The 20254-nt window shown below is 67.6% G+C and carries 22 protein-coding genes; 8 read left to right on the top strand and 14 right to left on the bottom strand.

The annotated features are described in order from the left end of the window. Nucleotides 1-31: 31 nt before the first annotated feature. From DFO45_RS00770 to DFO45_RS00730, 9 genes are all read right to left on the bottom strand, one after another. Nucleotides 32-571, bottom strand: coding sequence for a cytochrome b (locus tag DFO45_RS00770; protein WP_208299716.1), 540 nt, complete (start codon nt 569-571; stop codon nt 32-34). After that, a complete protein-coding gene (locus DFO45_RS00765; RefSeq protein ID WP_133863393.1) occupies nt 568-1140 on the bottom strand; it encodes a YceI family protein in 573 nt (190 codons plus the stop codon). Before DFO45_RS00765 ends, DFO45_RS00770 begins: the two co-directional genes overlap by 4 nt. A 268-nt stretch (nt 1141-1408) precedes the next feature. Continuing rightward, nucleotides 1409-3232, bottom strand: a complete 1824-nt coding sequence (gene yidC / locus DFO45_RS00760; protein ID WP_133863392.1) for a membrane protein insertase YidC — start codon at nt 3230-3232, stop codon at nt 1409-1411. Further along, nucleotides 3229-3639: a ribonuclease P protein component gene (gene rnpA / locus DFO45_RS00755; protein ID WP_012172574.1), complete on the bottom strand. Its 411-nt coding sequence runs from the start codon at nt 3637-3639 to the stop codon at nt 3229-3231. The genes yidC and rnpA overlap by 4 nt, the downstream gene beginning before the upstream one ends. A gap of 3 nt (nt 3640-3642) precedes the next feature. After that, on the bottom strand, nt 3643-3777 hold the full coding sequence (rpmH, locus tag DFO45_RS00750) for a 50S ribosomal protein L34 (protein WP_012172575.1): 135 nt from the start codon (nt 3775-3777) through the stop codon (nt 3643-3645). Nucleotides 3778-4073: 296 nt separating this feature from the next. Next, a complete protein-coding gene (gene ybaL / locus DFO45_RS00745) occupies nt 4074-5978 on the bottom strand; it encodes a YbaL family putative K(+) efflux transporter (RefSeq protein ID WP_133863816.1) in 1905 nt (634 codons plus the stop codon). 224 nt (nt 5979-6202) lie between these two features. Beyond that, the gene (gene leuD, locus DFO45_RS00740) at nt 6203-6808 is read right to left on the bottom strand and encodes a 3-isopropylmalate dehydratase small subunit (protein ID WP_133863391.1); all 606 of its coding nucleotides are present in this window, start codon (nt 6806-6808) and stop codon (nt 6203-6205) included. Nucleotides 6809-6916: 108 nt separating this feature from the next. Then, nucleotides 6917-7456 (bottom strand): cytochrome b, encoded by a 540-nt coding sequence (locus DFO45_RS00735; RefSeq protein WP_012172578.1) that lies wholly within the window; start codon nt 7454-7456, stop codon nt 6917-6919. A gap of 117 nt (nt 7457-7573) precedes the next feature. Next, a complete protein-coding gene (locus DFO45_RS00730) occupies nt 7574-7993 on the bottom strand; it encodes a metallopeptidase family protein (protein ID WP_043879666.1) in 420 nt (139 codons plus the stop codon). A gap of 182 nt (nt 7994-8175) precedes the next feature. Here DFO45_RS00730 and DFO45_RS25385 point away from each other — a divergent pair, with 182 nt between their 5' ends. Next, nucleotides 8176-8298, top strand: coding sequence for a hypothetical protein (locus DFO45_RS25385; protein ID WP_274532298.1), 123 nt, complete (start codon nt 8176-8178; stop codon nt 8296-8298). Nucleotides 8299-8420: 122 nt separating this feature from the next. Here DFO45_RS25385 and leuC read toward each other — a convergent pair whose 3' ends face one another. Both leuC and DFO45_RS24875 read right to left on the bottom strand, forming a co-directional pair. Continuing rightward, nucleotides 8421-9845, bottom strand: a complete 1425-nt coding sequence (gene leuC / locus DFO45_RS00725) for a 3-isopropylmalate dehydratase large subunit (RefSeq protein ID WP_133863390.1) — start codon at nt 9843-9845, stop codon at nt 8421-8423. A 77-nt stretch (nt 9846-9922) separates the two neighbouring features. Further along, nucleotides 9923-10093 (bottom strand): hypothetical protein, encoded by a 171-nt coding sequence (locus tag DFO45_RS24875; protein ID WP_158304150.1) that lies wholly within the window; start codon nt 10091-10093, stop codon nt 9923-9925. 220 nt (nt 10094-10313) lie between these two features. Here DFO45_RS24875 and DFO45_RS00720 point away from each other — a divergent pair, with 220 nt between their 5' ends. Then, nucleotides 10314-10595, top strand: coding sequence for a hypothetical protein (locus DFO45_RS00720; RefSeq protein WP_133863389.1), 282 nt, complete (start codon nt 10314-10316; stop codon nt 10593-10595). Nucleotides 10596-10620: 25 nt separating this feature from the next. Here DFO45_RS00720 and DFO45_RS00715 read toward each other — a convergent pair whose 3' ends face one another. The 3 genes from DFO45_RS00715 to DFO45_RS00705 all read right to left on the bottom strand — a co-directional run bounded on the left by DFO45_RS00715 (nt 10621) and on the right by DFO45_RS00705 (nt 14456). Beyond that, nucleotides 10621-11886 carry an MFS transporter gene (locus DFO45_RS00715; RefSeq protein WP_133863388.1) on the bottom strand — a complete coding sequence of 422 codons (1266 nt, stop codon included), beginning with the start codon at nt 11884-11886 and terminating at the stop codon, nt 10621-10623. A gap of 96 nt (nt 11887-11982) precedes the next feature. Continuing rightward, nucleotides 11983-13596, bottom strand: coding sequence for a phosphoenolpyruvate carboxykinase (locus DFO45_RS00710; protein WP_133863387.1), 1614 nt, complete (start codon nt 13594-13596; stop codon nt 11983-11985). 128 nt (nt 13597-13724) lie between these two features. Then, nucleotides 13725-14456 (bottom strand): DUF2470 domain-containing protein, encoded by a 732-nt coding sequence (locus DFO45_RS00705; protein ID WP_133863386.1) that lies wholly within the window; start codon nt 14454-14456, stop codon nt 13725-13727. A gap of 298 nt (nt 14457-14754) precedes the next feature. On the opposite strand from DFO45_RS00705, the gene DFO45_RS00700 reads away from it, so the two are divergent. From DFO45_RS00700 to DFO45_RS00680, 6 genes are all read left to right on the top strand, one after another. Next, a complete protein-coding gene (locus tag DFO45_RS00700; protein WP_012172585.1) occupies nt 14755-15456 on the top strand; it encodes a response regulator transcription factor in 702 nt (233 codons plus the stop codon). Nucleotides 15457-15481: 25 nt separating this feature from the next. Further along, on the top strand, nt 15482-17260 hold the full coding sequence (locus tag DFO45_RS00695) for a sensor histidine kinase (RefSeq protein WP_166657019.1): 1779 nt from the start codon (nt 15482-15484) through the stop codon (nt 17258-17260). A gap of 4 nt (nt 17261-17264) precedes the next feature. Continuing rightward, entirely contained in the window at nt 17265-17720 is a 456-nt protein-coding gene (locus tag DFO45_RS24870; RefSeq protein WP_166657018.1) for an HPr kinase/phosphatase C-terminal domain-containing protein, read from the top strand. 110 nt (nt 17721-17830) lie between these two features. Next, a complete protein-coding gene (locus DFO45_RS00690; RefSeq protein ID WP_012172588.1) occupies nt 17831-18232 on the top strand; it encodes a PTS sugar transporter subunit IIA in 402 nt (133 codons plus the stop codon). A 40-nt stretch (nt 18233-18272) separates the two neighbouring features. Then, the gene (locus tag DFO45_RS00685) at nt 18273-18572 is read left to right on the top strand and encodes an HPr family phosphocarrier protein (RefSeq protein ID WP_012172589.1); all 300 of its coding nucleotides are present in this window, start codon (nt 18273-18275) and stop codon (nt 18570-18572) included. Nucleotides 18573-18690: 118 nt separating this feature from the next. Further along, on the top strand, nt 18691-20163 hold the full coding sequence (locus DFO45_RS00680; RefSeq protein WP_133863384.1) for a HAMP domain-containing sensor histidine kinase: 1473 nt from the start codon (nt 18691-18693) through the stop codon (nt 20161-20163). The last annotated feature ends 91 nt before the right edge of the window (nt 20164-20254 follow it).

Below are 20254 nucleotides of genomic sequence, written 5' to 3'. Positions count from 1 at the left end.
CGGCGGCGCCGTCGAGCCCCGCCGCAGGCGGTCAGAAGCCCATGCGGGCCAGCACGCCATCCCGGTCGAGGAAGCGATGCTTCAGCGCCGCTGCCACATGCAGCACCACCAGCCCCAGAAGGCTATAGGCGAGCGTCGCGTGCACCAGCTCCAGTTGCCGGAACAAGGCGGCGTTGGGCGCCACCAGATCCGGCAAGGTGAAGAGGTTGAACGGCCGGGTGGGCAGATGCAGCGGCGAAGCCGAGGCCATCATCCAGCCCGCCACCGGCACGGCGACCATGAGCAGATAGAGCAGCCCATGCGCCAAATGCGCCGCCCGCCGCTGCCAGCCGGGCGGCATTGCCTCGCGGGGCGCGGGCGACAGGAGGCGAGTGGCGATCCGCGCCGCCACCAGCACCAGAACGGCGAAGCCGAAGGACTTGTGCCACAGATACCAGGCGAAGGTGGTGCCGAGGTCCGTGCGCACATGGGTCATCACCCAGCCAAGCACCAGCAGGCCGAGGATGAGCGCCGCCATGGCCCAGTGCAGCAGCCGGAGCGGCAGGCTCCAGCGCCGGCGTTCGCTCCTCACTGGGTGTCCGCCAGCGCGGCGACGGTGATGGCGACATCGTCGGAGATCAGCGGCAGGCCCGCCGTCATGCCGAAGTCCGACCGGTGGATGTGGCCGCGCGCCGTGAGGCCGAGCGCGCCCTTGCCCGTGGACTGGTCCACATCCACCACGAACACCTCGGGGCGGCTGACGCCGAGCAGCGTCAGGATGCCGGTCACCTGCACCCGGTGGTCGTCGAGCTTCTCCACGGCGGTGGATTCAAAGCTCACGGCGGGAAAGCGCTCGGTATTGAGGAAGGCATCGCTGCGCACATAGCTGTCCAGCATGGGCAGGCCGGTGTCGAGCGATGCTGCCTCCACCTTGAAGCTCACCTTGCTGCGCGCGGGATGGTCGAAGTCCACCGCAAGGTTGGAGGTGAACTTGCGGAACTGGCCGCGGGTCAGCGGATAGCCCTCGGCACCGATCTCGAAGCGGATGGCGCTGCGGGCCGGATCGAGCACATAGGGCGCGGCGCGCACGGCGCCCGCGGCAAGCGCCAGAACGGCGGCAGCGATGACCGCCCGCCCGGCGGTGCGACGAAACATGGACATTCAGACCTCCCCGAAGGTGCCGCCGATGGGGCATCGGCCGGCACGGGGAGCAGGCCACGCGGCGCCGGAAGAGATCCCGCTGCGCCGCTGGTCGCATTCCCACCAAGCAACCGTCCCTTACGGCAGCATCGCCGCGAGGTTTCGTCCCCGCCTCTTCTACGCAGGGCGTGGTCTCTGGATGTGGCGAGAGCGTATTTTCGAGGCCCGCGCCAAATAAAAAGGGCCGCGCAATGCGCGGCCCTTCCGAATTCGACTTGACCCAGGGGCATCAACCCTTGGCGGTCTTCTTCTTTGAGAAGGTGCGGGTGATGTTGTCCCACAGCTCGATCTTCACGCCGTTGCGGCGCATGATGACCGCCTGCTGGAGCACCGAGAGGGTGTTGTTCCACGCCCAGTAGATCACCAGACCGGCGGCGAAATGCGCCAGCATGAAGGTGAAGATGATGGGCATGTAGTTGAAGATCATCGCCTGCGTCGGGTCCGGCGGGGCGGGGTTGAGCTTCATCTGCACCCACATGGTCACGCCCATGATGAGCGGCCAGGCGCCGAGCATCAGGTAGGGGCCGAGCACGGGCACCACGCTCGGGTCCCACGGAATGAGCCCGAACAGGTTGAATACGGTGGTCGGATCGGGCGCGGAGAGGTCGTGGATCCAGCCGAAGAAGGGCGCCTGCCGCATTTCGATGGTGACGAACAGCACCTTGTACAGGGCGAAGAAGACCGGGATCTGGATCAGGATGGGCAGGCAGCCCGCCACCGGATTGATCTTCTCCTTCTTGTACAGCTCCATCGTGGCCTGCTGCTGCTTCACCTTGTCATCGGCATAGCGCTCGCGGATGGCCATCATCTCCGGCTGCAGGGCCTTCATCTTCGCCATGGAGGCGTAGGACTTGTTGGCCAGCGGGAAGAAGATGCCCTTCAGCAGCACGGTCACAATGAGGATCGCAACGCCGAAGTTGCCGACGAGCTTGTAAATCCAGTCGATGACGAGGAAGAGCGGCTTGGTGATGAAGTAGAACCAGCCCCAGTCGATGAGCAGGTCGAAGCGGTCGATGCCGTACTGGCGCTCGTAGCCGTCCACCACCGCCACTTCCTTGGCGCCGGCGAACAGGCGCGACTGCGAGGCGATGCTCGCGCCGGGCGCGATGCTCTGGGCGCTGCCGAGATAATCGGCCTGGAAGGTGCGCGTGCCGGCGACCGTGCTCGACGAGAAGCGGCTGTCCACCTGCGCCTTCTGGTCCGGAATAACCGTCGCGGCCCAGTATTTGTCGGTGATGCCGAGCCAGCCGCCGGTCGCCTTCATGGCGAGCGGCTTGGCGTCGTCCATCTTGGCATAGGTCACTTCCTGCAGGCCGTGGTCACCCATCACGCCGATGAGGCCCTCGTGCAGGATGTAATAGCCCTGGGTGTGCGGCATGCCATGACGGGAGACGAGCCCGTAGGAATAAAGGGTGGCGGCGGCCGCGCCCTTGTTCTCCACCTCGTCCTTGACCGTGAACATGTAGCGGTCATCGACGGTGAAGGTGCGGCGGAACAGCAGGCCCTGGCCATTGTCCCAGGTCAGCACCAGCGGGGTGGCGGGGGTGAGCTTGGCGCCGGCCTCGGCGGTCCACAGCGTATCGGGACCGGGCACCGGCAGGTTGGCGCCTGGGGCCACCGTCCAGCCGAACTCCGCATAGAAGGGCTCGGGCGAGCCGGAGGGGGACAGGAGCACGATGTTCGGGCTCTTGGGGTCCACCGTTTCGCGGAACTGGCTGAGGGTCAGGTCGTCGGCGCGGGCGCCGCGCAGCGAGATGGAGCCGCGCAGGCTCGGGGTCTCGATGGCAACGCGCGGGGTCGCGGCCAGCGCCTGGGCGCGGGTCATGACGCGCGAACCGGCAACGCCCGTGGAGCCGGGCGCGGTCGGCGCGGCACCACCGCCCTGCGCGGCCTCGGCGGACGGCGACGGCGTCGGGATCGCCTGCGCGGCCTGCTGCTGCGCCTGGATCTGGCGCTGCTTCTCGGCCTGCGGCAGGGCGATGAAATACTGCCACCCGATGAGGATCACCAACGACAAGCCGATGGCGATGAACATGTTGCGGTTATCGGTCATGCCGGGCGGCCTCCGTCGGCGGGGGCGATAGGTGTCTTGGATGTGGGGGTCTTGGCTTTTTTCGCGGCATGCAGCCGGGAGACGGCGCGCTCCATATCGCGCACCAGCGTCTGGAAGGGCGCGTCGAGACAGGGGCCGCGCGCCACCAGAACGTAATCGAAGCCGCTGCGGCCGAGCTGCGGCATCACCAGCCGGGCAGCCTCGCGCAGCCGGCGGCGCATGCGATTGCGCACGACGGCATTGCCGTTTTTCTTGGTCACCGTGAAACCGAGGCGGGGCTCGGCCTCGTCGTGCCGGTCCCGCCCCTGCAGAAGGAAGGACGGGACATTCGCACGCTCTGCCCTGGCCGCTGCCAGGAAGTCACGACGCTTGCGGAGACGATCCACGACGGCCAGCTCCGCGGGCACGCCTCACGCAGACAGGCGCTTGCGGCCGTGGGCGCGGCGCGCAGCGATGATCTTGCGGCCGTTCTTGGTCGCCATGCGCGCACGGAAGCCGTGCCGACGCTTGCGCACGAGCTTGCTCGGTTGATAAGTGCGCTTCACGGGTCTTGTCTCCGGATTGACGGGCCACGCCCTGAGGCACGGCCGATTTCAAAAATGTCGAGCACGGTCACCGGGATCGCGAGACGCGCTCCCGAACCGGCTCCAGCGGCTGTGTCCCGGGTCTGCCCCGGCCACCGGACTTCGCCTTCGGCCGCCTCCCGGTTCAACGGGAGAATAAGACAGTATCCCAGGAGGCACGGCCGCCCGAGTTCGGGCTCGGCTTATAGGGGTGGGAGGGCCGCGCGTCAACGGCGAACCGGCGGTCGGACACAGCCGAACACCCTTCCCGCCCCGCTTCAGCCCGCCATGAGCTTGTCGGTTTTCTCAGCCTCGGCCTCGGAAGCCTCCTCCGGACTGCGGCCCTTGCCGGCCAGCACCTCGCCCACGTCGGGCAGAATGCTCTCATCCGCCGTATCGGCGGGCTTCAGGGGCTCGTCCACGGGGAAGAACACGCCTTCGGGCGTGATGATCTGGGTCCGCTCGCCTTCCACCTTGCCGGGCGAGGCCTCGCGGGCTGCGTCATTGAGCCCGAAGACGTGGCCCAGCATGCCGCGCGCCACCTCGCGCTCGCCCATGATGATGAAGCCGGCGCCGCCCTGGCGCAGATTCTCCACCTCGGCGTCCGAATGGGCGCGGGCGATGATGTCGAGCTCGGGGTTGAGCTCGCGCGCCCGGCGCAGCACGCGGCCGGCTTCGAAGCCATCGGGAATCGCGAGGATCAGCCGGCGCGCCCCGGTCACGTTCGCGGCCACCAGCGCCTCGGCGGCGGCGGCGTTGGCCGGCACCACCTCGATGCCCGCCTCCTTCAGCTCGTGAATGGCATCCTCCCGGTCCTCCACCACGAGGAAGGGCGTGCCCGCGGTCTCGAGCCCGGCCGCCACGAGGCGCCCCACCCGCCCGAAGCCGACAAGAACGGTGTGGTTGCTCTGGGCCGTCGCCGCCAAGGCGGCGGCGGGGCCCATGCCCACGTCGTCCTCCGGCTTCTGCACCACCAGCTTGCCGCGCAGCTTGTCCAGCGCGAGGAAGAAGAAAGGGTTGAGGAGAATGGAGATGATGGCGGAGGCGAGGATGAGATCCCGCCCTTCCTGCGGCAGAAGGCCCAGCTCCACGCCCAGCGCGGCGAGGATGAAGGAGAACTCGCCCACCTGCGCGAGGCTGGCCGAGATTGTGAGCGCCGTCCCCTTCCCGTAGCCGAACATGCGCACCAGCGCGAAGGAAGCGAGCGACTTGCCCACCAGCACGATCAGCAGTGTGCACAGGAGCGGGATCGGGCTGCGCAGGATGATGGCCGGATCCACCAGCATGCCCACGGAGACGAAGAACATCACCGCGAAGGCATCGCGCAACGGCAGCGTCTCCTCGGCGGCGCGGTGCGACAGCGGCGATTCGCTCAGCACCATGCCGGCGAAGAAAGCGCCGAGCGCGAACGAGACGTCGAACAGCTTGGCCGAGCCGTAGGCCACGCCCAGTGCGATGGCGAGGACCGCAAGGCGGAAGAGTTCGCGCGAGCCGAGACCCGCCACCCGGTCGAGCAGCCAGGGGATGAGGCGACGGCCCACCACCAGCATCAGCACCACGAAGGCCGCGACCTTGGCGAGGGTCAGCCCCAGCGTCGCGGCGATGCTGGAGGTGCCGAACAGCAGCTCCGCCTGCGAAGCCCCCGCCGGCTTGCCGCCCATCGCCTCGGAGAGCGCCGGCAGCAGCACAAGCGTCAGCACCATGGCGAGGTCTTCGACGATGAGCCAGCCGACCGCGATGCGCCCCTGCTCGCTTTCCAGGATGCGCCGCTCCTGCAGGGCGCGCAGCAGCACCACGGTACTCGCCACCGACAAAGCGAGGCCGAAGACGAGGCCGCCTCCAAGCGGCCAGCCGAGAAGGTGGGCGAGGCCCATGCCGAGCAGGGTCGCGACCGCGATCTGCGCCACCGCGCCGGGAATGGCGATGGCCTTCACCGAGAGCAGGTCGGCGAGGGAGAAATGCAGGCCGACACCGAACATGAGCAGGATGACGCCGATCTCGGCCAGCTCCATCGCCAGCTCGGGATCGGCGGTGAAGCCGGGGGTAAAGGGCCCCACGAGGATGCCGGCGAGCAGATAGCCCACCAGAGGCGATACCCGCAGACGCTGCGCCAGCGTACCCAAGATGAAGGCCAGGACGATGGCCCCCACGATGGTGGCGACAAGCGGCGTCTCATGCGGCACGGGCACATCCTCCTGGAGGGGTAGCATGGAAAGGCACACCCACTCCCGGAGGGAGTACGGGCGCACGGCGCGGAAGGGAACTCCGCGAGTTTAAGCCAATCTCAAAGGCAGAACAGTGACTTCCGCCTTCCGGAGCGGAACTTTTTTGCCCGCCGCGCCCTGCCGAACAAAAAAGGCGCCTCCGGGGAGGCGCCTTGCGGGCGTGGGCGGGTGAAGCCGGCCGGTCACAGCCAGGGCTGCTCGGTCTTCTTCTCGCCCTCATAGGTGTCGATCTCGGTGCCCTTCTCGAGCGTCAGGCCGATATCGTCGAGGCCTTCCAGCAGGCAGCGCTTGCGAAAGGGGTCGATCTCGAACTTCACCGTGCCGCCGTCGGGGCCGCGGATCTCCTGCGCCGCGAGATCGATGGTGAGCGTGGCATTGGCGCCGCGGTCGGCATCGTCGAACAGCTTGTCGAGGTCGTCCTTGGAGACGACGATCGGCAGGATGCCGTTCTTGAAGCAGTTGTTATAGAAAATGTCCGCGAAGGACGTGGAGATCACGCAGCGGATGCCGAAGTCCAGCAGCGCCCACGGCGCGTGCTCGCGCGAGGAGCCGCAGCCGAAATTGTCGCCGGCCACGATGATCTTCGCATTCCGGTAGGCCGGCTGGTTCAGCACGAAGTCCGGATTGTCCGATCCGTCCTCCTTGTAACGCATCTCCGAGAACAGGCCCGTTCCGAGGCCCGTGCGCTTGATGGTCTTCAGATACTGCTTGGGAATGATCATGTCGGTATCGACATTCACAATCTTCAGCGGTGCGGCCACGCCTTCCAGCGTCGTGAACTTTTCCATGGGCCTAACGCAGCTCCCTTGCCTTGGCTGTTCCAGATGCCGACGCGCGGGGCAGCGCCCGCGCGTCCGTGCGAAAAAGCGAGAGGCCGGCGACGCCGCGCGATCGGCTCAGCGCCGCGGCAACATTCGCGTGAGGACGTCGTCCTTCAGCACGAAGTGGTGGCCGATGGCCGCCGCCCCATGCACCAGCGCCACGGCCACGAGGCCATTCGCCAGCCACTCGTGAACTTCCACCACCTGCCGGGCGAAGGTGCGATCCACCGCCACCGGAGAGGGAATGGTGAACAGGCCGAACAGCGTCACCGCATCCCCGCGCAGGAAGGCGAGATAGACGCCGACCACCGGCGTCAGCACCAGCAGCGCATACAGCAGCACGTGCACGGCCTGCGAGGCCCGGTGCACCAGCGGCGAGAGCGCCGCCGAGGGGCCGGGCATGGTCATGGCGTGCCGCGCCACCACGCGGGCGACGATGAAGGCGAGTAGCACCAGCCCGAACGAAATGTGCAGCCACCACACCATCGCCCGCAGCGGCGTGCCGCGCTCGAACAGGAAGCGCACGTAGGTGAGGCCGTAGATGATGGCGATCAGCGCCACCGTCGCCCAGTGAATGAAACAGAAGAGGTTGGGATATCTCTGAACCGGTTGCACGCTGACCTCCGCCCGCCTGTTTAGAACCGGTCCAGACTAGAGAGCGTGCAATACGGCATAAATTCGGATGTTTGCGGAGGACCACCCCGCCGGTCGCATGGGAGTGAGGGGTGCGCGTCATAGGTCCGCCGCAGCCTCGATGCGCTCCATGTCATCGTCCGAGAAGCCGAAATGATGACCGATCTCATGCACCAGCACGTGGGCCACCACATGGCCCAGCGTCTCCTCGTGCTCCGCCCAGTAGTCGAGGATGGGGCGGCGGTAGAGGAAGATCATGTTGGGCAGGCGGCCGGTGGGTGCCACGGCCTCGTCCTGCGCGAGGCCGATCCCCTGGAACAGCCCCAGGAGGTCGAAGGGGCTTTCCGCCTCCATCTCCTCCAGCACCTCGTCGGTGGGAAAGTCCTCGACCCGGATGACCACGCCCGCGCACAGGCGGCGGAACGGCTCCGGCAGCCGGGCGAAGACCTCGTCCGCCAGTTCCTCCATCTCCGCGAGGCTCGGGGCCTCCAGCGTCCGCCACTTCAGGGCGTCGGACATTTCAACCTGCTCCTTCGGGATGATCCCGCACCGGACCGGCGGCGGTACTCCGCCGCCACGGCGCCGCCCAAGTTGGTCCGGGCTTCGCCAAGTTTCGCTCAAGTTGACGCCACGCGAACATGGTTAAGGAACCGTGAAGCGAAAACGTCGTTGCAATAACAGGACGACTACGGAGAGTGACCATGCTGCTGCGCAAGCTTGCGGTCACCAGCGCGCTGGTGACGATACTGGGTATCGCCGCGTACCTGGCTCCCCACGAGGCCAACGCCACCCTCGTTGCGACGACGTTCGCGGCCATTCAGTAACACCGCACCCTGCCGTGCACCGAATCTGCCGGAACGCCGGAAGGCGAACGCTGCATCCTGCGGCGCGCCTCGTAACGCCATGAAAGGCCGCACCTGATCGTGCGGCCTTTCTATTTCCGTCGTCAGCCGCGCGGCCAGGTCCGAACATCCACGAAGCGGCCGGCGATGGCCGCTGCCGCCGCCATGGCGGGCGACACGAGATGGGTGCGGCCCTTGAAGCCCTGGCGCCCTTCGAAATTGCGGTTCGAGGTGGAGGCGCAACGCTCCTCCGGCGACAGGCGGTCCGCATTCATGGCGAGGCACATGGAGCAGCCCGGCTCACGCCACTCGAAGCCGGCGGCGAGGAAGATCTTGTCCAGCCCCTCGGCCTCCGCCTGTGCCTTCACGAGGCCGGAGCCCGGCACGACCATGGCCTTCACATTCGCGTTCACCGTGTGGCCGGCAACGATCTGTGCCGCCTGACGCATGTCCTCGATGCGCCCGTTGGTGCAGGAGCCGATGAACACGCGATCGATGGCGATGTCGGAAATCTTCGTGCCGGCGGTGAGGCCCATATAGGCCAGAGCGCGCTTCTTGGCGTCCCGGCGCACCGCATCCTCGATGGCCTCCGGATCGGGCACGAGGCCTTCCACGGACACCACGTCCTCCGGGCTGGTGCCCCAGGAGACGATGGGCGGCAGGTTGGCGCCGTCGAGGCGGACTTCCGCATCGAAATAGGCGCCGTCATCCGAGCGCAGCGTCTCCCAATAGGCGACCGCCTTGTCCCAGTCGGCGCCCTTCGGCGCGCGGGGACGGTCCTTCAGATAGGCGAAGGCCTTCTCGTCCGGGGCCACCATGCCGGCGCGGGCGCCGCCCTCGATGGACATGTTGCAGACCGTCATGCGGCCTTCCATGGAGAGCTGGCGCATCACGTCGCCGGCATATTCGATCACGTAGCCGGTGCCGCCGGCCGTGCCGATGGAACCGATGATGGCGAGCGTCACGTCCTTGGCGCCGACCCCCTCCGGCAGGGTGCCGTCCACGGTGACGCGCATGTTCTTGGACTTCTTCTGGATCAGCGTCTGGGTGGCGAGCACATGCTCCACCTCCGAGGTGCCGATGCCATGGGCCAGCGCGCCGAACGCCCCATGGGTGGAGGTGTGGCTGTCGCCGCAGACGATGGTGGTGCCGGGCAGCGTGAAGCCCTGCTCCGGGCCGATCACGTGCACGATGCCCTGACGGATATCGCGCTCGTTATAATATTCAATGCCGAATTCGCGGGTGTTCTCCGCCAGCGTCTCCACCTGCGTGGCGCTTTCCGGATCGTCGATGCCGTGCGAGCGGTCGGTGGTGGGCACGTTGTGGTCCACCACGGCGAGCGTCTTGGAGGGCGCGCGCACCTTGCGGCCGGCCATGCGCAGTCCTTCGAAGGCCTGCGGGCTCGTCACCTCATGGACGAGATGGCGGTCGATATAGAGCAGGCAGGTGCCGTCCTCCTGCCGGGAGACCACGTGGTCGTCGAAGATCTTGTCGTAGAGGGTCTTGGGGCCGCTGGTGGGGGCGTTCATGACGATGTCCTAGGAGCATGAACCCAAGCGCACGCGCCGGGTCATTCGATGCGACGATGATGACGGAAGAAAGGGTGTCAGCGACCGAGTCGGGCCAGCGCGGACGTGGTGAAGCGCCCGAAGAAACGGCCCGGCAAACGCACGTGATCCGGCACGGCGGCAAAGTCCATGGTCGTGCAGGCATAGTGCCCGGTCGCGCACAGCGCGGCCCTGGGCAGATGCGGGGCGACATGGAAGGGGCGGTTCATGCTGCGCTTTTTAGCAGTTCCAGCGTGCTGCGACAATGCACGAGCCCGTGCCCTCGACGCTGCGGCGCACGCGATCAATCCGCCGCGGCAACAACCGCAGGTCTGCGCCCTGTTCAGAGCGCGGCGAAAAGCCATGAGCTCAGCCGTATTGCTGCGATGCAGCAAATGGTGTTGCCTTGCATCATCTTCAGAATTTCGGGGGGCCGGACGGAGAAGGGTCATGCGGTTGGAGGTTTATGTCCTGGGCGCGCTTGTGGTTGCGGCGAGCGCCTCGATCTTCGGCGATCTCGGACGGGCGGCAGCACCGGACCAGAGCGAGATGACGGCGCGCTATGATGCCCCGGTCGCCTACTCGACCACGGCCCGCGCCGAGGACAAGACGCCCGCCACGGACACCGCCTGCAGCCGCATTCCGGGCCGCCCTGCCGCGACCTCGCTCCAGTTCCTGGAGCCCGGCACCTACGTCACCTCCGACTTCGCCACCGGCTGCGACGCCCGCTGACGCGGAGCGCCGCGCCGGGGCGGCCTCACCTGAGGCTCTCGCCGCCGTTCATGGCGGACGCCGTGCGCGGCAAGGCCACGAGCCACAGGGCCAGCGCCAGCAGCGCAAACCCGCCCAGCGCCAGAAACGCTGGCGCATAGCCGAGGCGCGCCGCCACCAGCCCGGCGACGCCGGGGCTGAGCGCGGCCCCGATCCCCTGCACCGTCATCACCGCCCCGAGCCCCGCATTCACATGCCCGGTGCCCCGCAGGATGCGGGCGACGATGCCGGGCGTCGCCACGCCCAACAGGCCGGCGCCCACGCCATCCAGGATCTGCACGGGCAGCACCGTCAGCGGGTGATCGAAGAAGCCCGCCACGAGGCCGCGCACCGGCAGGGCCACCAGCGCCAGCACCATCACCAGCCCATAGCCGCGCGTCTGCGCGAGCCGCGAAGCCAAGAGCGCCATTGGCACCATGGTGAGCTGGGCGATGAGCACCGTGCCGGCGGCATAGGCGGCCGGATCGAAGCTGCCGGCACTCGCCACCTGCTGGCTGAGCAGCGGCAGCATGGCGGCATTGCCCAGATGGAACAGCAGCAGCGTCACCGCCAGCACCCGCAGCGGCACGGAGCGCAGCAGCACGGTGAGGCTGGGCGGCTCGGGATGGGCCGCCCCTTCCGGCACCGCCTCCAGCCCGCGCGCGACATCATGGTCAATGTCCTGCGGACGGATGCGCGCCAGCATCGCCAGCGAGCCCACGGCCATCAGGCTCATCAGCACGAAGACGGCGGTGAGCCCATAGAAATAGCCGAACAGACCCGCGAGACCGGCGGCGGCGAAATTGCCGGCATGGTTCCAGGCCTCGTTGCGGCCAAGCTGGGCGGCGAGGCCCGCCTGCCCCACGAGACCGAGGGTGAGGCCCGCAATCGCCGGCCCAATGGCCGCGCCGGTGAGGCCGGTGGCGATCTGCGCCAGCGTCACCACGGGGCCGGAGGGATAGAGCAGCAGCGCCAGCGTCGCGACGACCACCAGCACGGCGGAGACGGCGACCACCGCGCGCTTGGAGCGCACCGCGTCCGCCAGCATGCCCAGCGGCGTCGTGGCCACCATGCCGGCCAGGCCGCCGACCATCATCACGAGTCCGATGGCGTCGGCCTTCCAGCCCTGCTCCACGAGGAACACGCCGAGGAAGGGGCCGAGCCCGTCCCGCACGTCCGCCAGGAAGAAATTGAGCCCGGCCAGCGCCGCCACGGAGGCGCCGACCGTGCGGGGAGACAGGGCCACATCGGCGGCGGGAGAGGAAGCGCTCATGAGACCTCGCTGGGGACGGGCGCGAGCGTGAGCGTCGCGGCACGTCCCCAACGAAGCGGAGCTTTGGCGGGTTCCCGCTACCGCTGGGTCAAACGATCACTCGGCGGCGATCCGCACCTGCGGCTGGGCATCGCGCACCGCCGCATCCACATGCCCCTCGAACTTCGCGAAATTGTCCCGGAACATGGCGACGAGCTTGCGGGCAGTGGCGTCGAAGTCGGCCTTGTCCGCCCAGGTCTTGGACGGATAGAGGATGTGCGGCTCGATGCCCGGAACCGATGTGGGAACGGAAAAGCCGAAATAGGGATCGGTGCGGAAGGCGGCGTCCTTCAGCGAGCCATCCAGCGCGGCGGTGAGCAGGGTCCGCGTGACCTTGATGGGCATGCGCCGGCCGACGCCATATTTGCCGCCGGTCCAGCCGGTGTTCACCAGCCAGCAGTCCACCTGATATTTCGCGATAAGATCGCGCAGCAGATTGCCATAGACGGACGGATGGCGCGGCATGAAGGGCGCGCCGAAGCAGGTGGAGAACGTCGCCTCGGGATCCTTCACCCCCTTCTCCGTGCCGGCGACCTTGGCCGTGTAGCCGGAGAGGAAGTGATACATGGCCTGCGCCGGCGTGAGGCGGGCGATAGGCGGCATCACGCCGAAGGCATCGGCCGTGAGCATGATGATGTTCTTCGGCACGCCGGCCCGCCCGGTGGGACTGGCGTTCGGGATGAAATCGAGTGGATAGGCCGAGCGCGTGTTCTCGGTCAGGCTGCCGTCGTCGAAGTCCGGCACGCGGGTGTCCTCATGGAGGATCACGTTCTCCAGAATGGTGCCGAAGCGGTCCGAGGCGGCGAAGATTTCCGGCTCAGCTTCCTTGGAGAGGCGGATGGTCTTGGCATAGCAGCCGCCCTCGAAATTGAAGACGCCGGTGTCGCTCCAGCCATGCTCGTCATCGCCCAGCAGCGTGCGGGCGGGATCGGCGGAGAGCGTCGTCTTGCCGGTGCCGGACAGGCCGAAGAACAGCGCCACGTCGCCGTCCTTGCCCGCATTGGCCGAGCAGTGCATGGGCATGACGCCCTTGGCCGGCAGGAGATAGTTTAGGAAGGTGAAGACCGACTTCTTCATCTCGCCCGCATAGGACGAACTGCCGATCAGCACGATGCGGCGGGTGAAATTCACCGCGATGATGGTATCGCTGCGCACCCCGTGGCGGGCCGGATCGGCCTTGAAGCTCGGCAGGTCGATGATGGTCAGCTCGGGGACATAGCCCGGCAGTTCCTCGCGGGCCGGCCGCCGCAGCATGGTGCGGATGAAGAGCGAGTGCCACGCATATTCGGTGTAGACGCGGGCCGCGATGCGGTGGGCCGGGTCGGCGCCGCCATAAAGATCCTGCGCGAACAGTGTCTTGCCCTCGGCGGCGGCGAGGAAGTCCTGATAGAGCGTCTCGAACTGCTCAGGCGTGATCGAGCCGTTGTTGTCCCACCAGACCTCGCCCTCGGTGGTCGCATCGCGCACCACGAACTTGTCCTTGGGGCTGCGCCCGGTATGGACGCCCGTATTGGCCGCGAGCGCCCCGCCGGCGGCGAGCCGCGCCTCGCCCTTGGCGATGGCATGCTCATAGAGCTGGGGTTCGGTGAGGTTCCAGTGAACCCCCGCGAGGTTCCGGAGGCCGAAGGTCTCGATGCCCTGAGAGCTGTTGCGAAGTCCTGTCTCGATCACGGAACATCTCCTGTTGCGCGCGACGTAACGCGACGCGCCTGCGCCGGATTCCCGAAGGGGAGCAGCAGGATGAAATACGGACAGGGAGACTGTCTATTCTTTTAAATGCGTTCAAATCGTTTGAATTTTCAGGGCATTTTCTCTCGCGCCTGCGTCACAAGCTGCACAAGGACTTGCCGCACCGCACCACGTCCCGTCACGCGCTGCGGAAAGTCGAGACGCCGCACCACATCACCACCGGCCAGTTCGCATCCATCCGGATCGAGCCCGATCATGCGCCACGCGACGCCCTCGCGCTCCGGCTCACCGAGCAGGCGCGTCGCATAGAGGGCAATGGCGTCCGCATGGTCCTCGTTCATGTGCGATACCACGCCCTCCACGCTCTCGCGCACCTCGTCCGCGCCGGTCCAGTCGGTGAGAAGGCCCTTGGCCGGGAGCGTGACGATGCGGCCGAAGCCCTCCACCAGATGGGCTTCGGCCAGTTCCAGCGTGAAGAAACCGAAGTCGGCGAAGTCCGCATATTGGGCGGCGTTGGGATGACGGGCGAGGTAGCGCACCCGGAGGCTGCTCCCCTCGGCCGCCGGCACCACACGGCCGAGCAGGCTGGCGCGGGGGGAATCCAGCGGATCGGTGCCGCTCGCGGCCAGCAGAAGCGAGGCGCGGGAGTCGCGGGCAAGGTTCTGGGTGTGGCGGGCGAGACGCGAGATGAGAAGGCCCGGCGCGCCGGTCTCGTCGGGGGCCACCGCCACGAGGGAAGCATAGGGCGCGCCTGTCTCCTCCAGCGTCGCCAGCGCGCCGAAGCGCGCCTCGCGCATCAGCCTGCGGATCACCTCGCTCGCCCGCGTTATGGCCTCGCCCATGGTCTCCTCCCGAAGCGGCTGCAACAACGCGCGGGACCGTAAAGCCATCGCCCCGACAGCGTGAGAGGCTCGGCGTGCGATTGGAGCAATTCAAGCTGACGCATCCGCGCGCCGGGAGACTTATCCCCGCACCGCCGTTGGAAAACGCGCGGCTTTGGCAACCGAGATTTGGCGACTCAAGCGTTTCCGTCTATTTTCCGTGCAGAATAAAGCGCGGTGTCACATTTCGGCCACGCGAACCGGCTTCTTCGGCACGAAGACGTGATCTTGACCGACCCCGACGCTTGAAAGAGGTGTCATGCCCACAATCGCCCTCGTCGATGACGATCGCAACATCCTGACCTCCGTCTCCATCGCGCTGGAAGCGGAAGGCTATCGTATCGACACCTATACCGATGGGGCTTCGGCGCTGGACGGGTTCAAGACCAACCCGCCCGATCTCGCGATCCTCGACATCAAGATGCCCCGCATGGACGGCATGGAGCTGCTTCGCCGCCTGCGCCAGAAGACCGACATGCCGGTGATCTTCCTCACCTCGAAGGATGAGGAAATCGACGAGCTGTTCGGCCTCAAGATGGGCGCCGACGATTTCATCAAGAAGCCCTTCTCCCAGCGCCTGCTGGTGGAGCGCGTGAAGGCGGTGCTCCGCCGCGTGGGCGCCAAGGATGGCACCGCCCCCCGCGAGGTGGACAGCGCCAAGGTTCTGGAGCGCGGCCTGCTGCGCATGGACCCCGAGCGCCACACCTGCACCTGGAAGGGCGAGCCGGTGACGCTCACCGTCACCGAATTCCTCATCCTCCAGGCGCTCGCCCAGCGCCCCGGCGTCGTGAAGAGCCGCAACGCCCTCATGGACGCGGCCTATGACGACCAGGTCTATGTGGACGACCGCACCATCGACAGCCACATCAAGCGTCTGCGCAAGAAGTTCAAATCCGCCGACGACAATTTCGACATGATCGAGACGCTGTACGGCGTCGGCTATCGCTTCAAGGAAAGCTGAGGGCGGGCGCGGGGCGCCCATTCCCATGACCGACGCCGCAGATCCGATCTCAGGTCGAGGACCCGAAGCCCCCCCGAAACGGGGGCTCGGGATTCTTGCGACCCTCCGGCGTGTGCGCCGGTTCGTGGTCTTCAAGAGCTTCTCCAGCCTGACCAAGCGTATCGTCCTGCTCAATCTGGCGGGTCTTTGCGCGCTCGTCTCCGGCATCCTCTATCTGTCCGAATTCCGCGCCGGCCTCATCGATGCCCGCGTGCAGAGCCTGCTGGTGCAGGGCGAGATCATCGCCGGCGCCATCGCCGCCTCGGCGCAGGTCGAGACCAACGCCATCACCATCGATCCCGAGCGCCTTCTGGAGCTTCAGGCCGGCGAGAGCTACGGCCCCTCGGAAGAAGGCTTCGCGCCGCTGGAATTCCCCATCAATCCCGAGCGCGTCGCCCCGGTCCTGCGCCGTCTCGTGGGCCCGACCCGCACCCGTGCCCGCATCTATGACCGGGACGGGATCATGCTGCTGGATTCCCGCTCGCTCTATTCCAAGGGCGAGATCCTGCGCTTTGATCTGCCCCCGCCCACCCAGCCGCCGCCCGGCCTGCTGGAACGGGCATGGCGCGGCGCGCAATCCTGGCTCGGCCGGGGCGACCTGCCCCTCTACAAGGAACTCGGCCCCCAGAGCGGCAAGGAGTATCCCGAAGTCGCTTCCGCCGCCCTCGGCCAGAAGGCCAGCGCCGTGCGGGTGGATGATCGCGGCCGCGTGGTCGTCTCCGTGGCGGTCCCGATCCAGCGCTTCCGCGCCATTCTGGGCGTCCTGCTGCTCTCCACCCAGGGCGGCGAGATCGACGAGGCGGTGGAGGCCGAGCGCTTCGTCATCGTGCGCGTCTTCCTCGTCGCTGCCGCCGTCATGGTTCTGCTGTCGATCCTGCTCGCCGGTACCATCGCCGATCCGGTGCGCAAGCTGGCCGACGCCGCCGAGCGGGTGCGCCGGCGCATCAAGACGCGCGTGGAAATCCCCGACTTCACCAGCCGCGCCGACGAGATCGGCCACCTGTCGGGCGCCCTGCGCGACATGACCAGTTCGCTCTACAACCGCATTGAGGCCATCGAGAGCTTCGCGGCGGACGTGGCGCATGAATTGAAGAACCCCCTCACCTCCCTGCGCTCGGCTGTGGAGACCCTGCCGCTCGCCAAGAGCGACGCCTCCCGCGGCCGCCTGCTGGAGGTGATCCAGCACGACGTGAAGCGGCTCGACCGCCTGATCTCGGACATTTCCGACGCGAGCCGCCTCGATGCCGAGCTTCAGCGGCAGGAGGCCGCCAGCGTCGATCTCAAGCAGTTGCTGGAGATGGTGGTGGGCATGGCGCAGGACGTGCGCAAGGATGACGGCGTGAGCGTTGCCCTCGCCTTTGAACGCCTGCCCGGCGCGCCAGCCGATTTCACCATCGCCGGCCATGCCTCGCGGCTGGGTCAGGTGGTGGACAATCTCGTCTCCAACGCCCGCTCCTTCTCGCCCGAAGGCGGCACGGTGAAGGTGCTCTGCCGCCGCACCAAGACCGGCGCGGAGATCATCGTGGACGACGAGGGCCCCGGTATCCGACCCGATGCCCTCTCGCGCATCTTCGAGCGCTTCTATACGGACCGCCCGCACCAGGGCTTCGGCCAGAACTCCGGCCTCGGCCTCTCGATCTCCAAGCAGATCGTGGAAGCCCACGCCGGCCACATCTGGGCCGAGAACCGCACGCAGGCCGGCGCGTCGGGCGAGGAGCCGAAGGTGCTCGGCGCCCGCTTCATCGTCCGCCTGCCTAACGGCTGACGCCATGAGCGTGGCCGGCGCCAGCATTCACGCCAGTTGCGTCGTCCTGGGCGAAACCGGCGTGCTCATCCGCGGCCCGTCGGGCGCCGGCAAGTCCACCCTCGCGCTGCGGCTGATGCTCGACCCACCCCGCGCCCTACCGGAGGCGCGGCTGGTGGCGGACGACCGGGTGCTGCTGCGCGCGGAGGGAGCCGACCTCGTGGCGCAGGCGCCGGAAGTGCTCGCCGGGCTGATCGAGGTCCGGCATCTGGGCATCCGGCAGGTTCCCCATCTTTTTTGCGGGAAGGTGAAGATTGTGATCGATCTTGCGGCAGAGCTTGCGCCGCGCCTGCCCGACGCCGCCGATCTCACGGAAATCCTTTGCGGAATAAAGATCCAGCGTTTGCCGGTGCCACCGGGGGCTGACGCAGCGCTGCTGCTCGCCGCAGCCCTGGCGACGCAGGAAACAGGCAACACATGATGCTTTTGTGCGCTGCACCCCTTGCGTAATTTTTGAGCCGCTCTGAATATGACGGCCCCGTTGTGCGGGAAGGCCTTCACCCATTCAAAAGAGGTGAAGGCGGAGGCAACATGATCGGTCTCGTGCTCGTCACCCACGGCCGCCTGGCCACCGAGTTCTGTTCTGCGCTGGAGCACGTGATGGGGCCACAGGCCCAGATCGCGAGTGTCACCATCGGCCCCGATGACGACATGGAACGGCGCCGACACGATATCATCGAGGCCGTCGCCAAGGTCCAGAGCGGCCAGGGCGTGGTCATCCTCACCGACATGTTCGGCGGCACCCCTTCCAACCTCGCCATCTCCGTGATGAATGCGCCGGACGTGGAAGTGGTGGCGGGCATCAATCTTCCCATGCTGGTCAAGCTCGCCAAGGTCCGGGGCGAACTCCCCCTCTCGGAGGCGGTGGACGTGGCGCAGGAAGCCGGGCGGAAATACATCAATGTCGCCAGCCGCGTCCTTGCCGGAAAATAACGCCTCCCCCACCACGCTCGATGAGGCCGAGGACGTCGCCGTGGTCTGCGGCGCGCCCGCGCCCGAAGGCGCCCTGGTGCGGCGCCTGCCCATCATCAACAAGCGCGGCCTGCATGCGCGGGCCTCCGCCAAGTTCGTGCAGATGGTGGAGAGCTTCGATGCCAACGTCACCGTCTGCCGCAATGGCGAGGCGGTGGGCGGCAACTCCATCATGGGCCTGATGATGCTGGCCGCGGCGCCCGGCACGAGCGTCGTGGTGACAGCAACCGGCGAACAGGCGCAGGATGTGCTGAACGCGCTGGAGGCGCTGGTCGCCAACCGCTTCGGCGAAGACGAATAGCCCTCGGCACGGACATCCGGATCAGGCTTCGGGCGGGCGCCCACCAAACCGCCCACTTCTTCAATTATGCGCGACCCGGATCGCCATCCAAGCTCCGACAGGCGTGCGTACAAGCAGAATGACGCAGGCAGACACCAGCACATCCTCTCCCCGCGCAGCCGCGCGGCGGGTGCGCTTTGGCCTGTCGGCAAAGCTGCTCACCCTCACCATCGCCTTCGTCACCATCGCGGAGATCGCCATCTTCGTGCCCACCATGGCGAACTTCCGGCTCGCCTGGCTCTCGGACCGTCTGGCGGCGGCGCGGACCGCCGCCCTCGTGCTCGATGCCGCGCCGGAAGACACCATTCCCGGTGATCTCACCCGTGCCCTGCTCCAGAGCGTGGGCGCAAAGGTGGTGGTGGTGAAGCGGCAGGAGACGCGCCGCCTGCTCGCCATGTCCGACATGCCGCCGCCCATCGACCGGCACGTGGACATGCGCAACACCTCGCTCTGGGACGCGGTGGCGGACGCCTTCGACACGCTGGCCGCTGGCAACGGCCGCACGCTGCGCGTGGTGGGCGATGCGCCCCGCGACGGCGAATTTCTCGAAATCGTCATTCCCGAGACGCCGCTGCGCAAGGCCATGCTGCGCTTCTCGGCCACCGTGCTCGCCATCTCGCTGGTGGTCTCGGTGCTGGCGGGCGTGCTCGTCTATTTCTCCCTGCACTGGCTGTTCGTGCGGCCCATGCGGCGGCTCACCGCGCAGATGGCCGAGTTCCAGGCGGCGCCCGAGGATGCTTCCCGCATCGTCGTGCCGAGCGGGCGCGACGACGAGATCGGTGTCGCCGAGGAGGCGCTGGCCGAGATGCAGACGGAGCTTGCCCAGACGCTTTCCCAGAAGACGCATCTGGCCGCCCTAGGCCTCGCGGTCTCCAAGATCAACCACGACCTGCGCAACCTGCTGGCCTCTGCGCAGCTCATGTCGGACCGCCTCGTGGACATTCCCGATCCCGCCGTGCAGCGCTTCGCCCCGAAGCTCGTGGCGGCGCTGGATCGCGCCATCGCCTATTGCCAGCAGACCCTCTCTTACGGCCGCGCGCAGGAGCCTTTGCCCGACCGCCGGCCCGTGGACATCGCCGCCCTGCTCACCGAGGTGCGCGAGACGCTGGGCCTCGGCCCGGACGCGCCCATCGGCTGGGTGTGCGCGGTGGAGAAGCATCTGGCCGCCGATGCCGATCCCGACCAGCTCTTCCGGGTGATCCTCAACATCGCCCGCAACGCCGTGCAGGCGCTGGAGGCCCGCGCGCCCAACACGCCGGAGCGCGACCAGATCCGCATCAGCGCCCGCCGCATCGGCTCGGTGGTGGAGATCGAGCTGTCGGACACCGGCCCCGGCATTCCTGCGGAACGGCGCGACCGGCTGTTCGCCGCCTTCCAGGGCTCCGCCCGCCGGGGCGGGACGGGCCTCGGCCTGCCTATCGCGGACGAACTCGTGCGCGCCCATGGCGGCGAACTGCGCCTGCTGGAAGGCACCATCGGCGCCACCTTCCTCATCTCCTTGCCCGACCGCCCCATCGAGCTACGCCAGCGCGCCCTGCGCGCCCGCGCCTGAGGGCCGTTGGGCTCGCCCCTGCCCGCCAGCGGCCCTCCGCACGCCGGAACGGACGCGCCCCTCCCCTTCCCTGTCCGGCGCCTGTGGACGA

Origin of the sequence: Azorhizobium sp. AG788 (assembly GCF_004364705.1) — a bacterium.
Lineage (GTDB): Bacteria > Pseudomonadota > Alphaproteobacteria > Rhizobiales > Xanthobacteraceae > Azorhizobium > Azorhizobium caulinodans.
The sequence above is the reverse complement of the archived record's forward strand: the minus strand, read 5'-3'. Positions and strand labels throughout refer to the sequence as shown.

Coding starts and splice junctions, on each gene's coding strand:
- DFO45_RS00765 (WP_133863393.1), bottom strand. CDS start 1,140: ATGTCCATGTTTCGTCGCACCGCCGGGCGGGCGGTCATCGCTGCCGCC.
- yidC (WP_133863392.1), bottom strand. CDS start 3,232: ATGACCGATAACCGCAACATGTTCATCGCCATCGGCTTGTCGTTGGTG.
- leuD (WP_133863391.1), bottom strand. CDS start 6,808: ATGGAAAAGTTCACGACGCTGGAAGGCGTGGCCGCACCGCTGAAGATT.
- DFO45_RS00730 (WP_043879666.1), bottom strand. CDS start 7,993: ATGTCCGACGCCCTGAAGTGGCGGACGCTGGAGGCCCCGAGCCTCGCG.
- DFO45_RS25385 (WP_274532298.1), top strand. CDS start 8,176: ATGCTGCTGCGCAAGCTTGCGGTCACCAGCGCGCTGGTGACGATACTG.
- leuC (WP_133863390.1), bottom strand. CDS start 9,845: ATGAACGCCCCCACCAGCGGCCCCAAGACCCTCTACGACAAGATCTTC.
- DFO45_RS24875 (WP_158304150.1), bottom strand. CDS start 10,093: ATGAACCGCCCCTTCCATGTCGCCCCGCATCTGCCCAGGGCCGCGCTG.
- DFO45_RS00720 (WP_133863389.1), top strand. CDS start 10,314: ATGCGGTTGGAGGTTTATGTCCTGGGCGCGCTTGTGGTTGCGGCGAGC.
- DFO45_RS00715 (WP_133863388.1), bottom strand. CDS start 11,886: ATGAGCGCTTCCTCTCCCGCCGCCGATGTGGCCCTGTCTCCCCGCACG.
- DFO45_RS00705 (WP_133863386.1), bottom strand. CDS start 14,456: ATGGGCGAGGCCATAACGCGGGCGAGCGAGGTGATCCGCAGGCTGATG.
- DFO45_RS00700 (WP_012172585.1), top strand. CDS start 14,755: ATGCCCACAATCGCCCTCGTCGATGACGATCGCAACATCCTGACCTCC.
- DFO45_RS00695 (WP_166657019.1), top strand. CDS start 15,482: ATGACCGACGCCGCAGATCCGATCTCAGGTCGAGGACCCGAAGCCCCC.
- DFO45_RS24870 (WP_166657018.1), top strand. CDS start 17,265: ATGAGCGTGGCCGGCGCCAGCATTCACGCCAGTTGCGTCGTCCTGGGC.
- DFO45_RS00690 (WP_012172588.1), top strand. CDS start 17,831: ATGATCGGTCTCGTGCTCGTCACCCACGGCCGCCTGGCCACCGAGTTC.
- DFO45_RS00680 (WP_133863384.1), top strand. CDS start 18,691: ATGACGCAGGCAGACACCAGCACATCCTCTCCCCGCGCAGCCGCGCGG.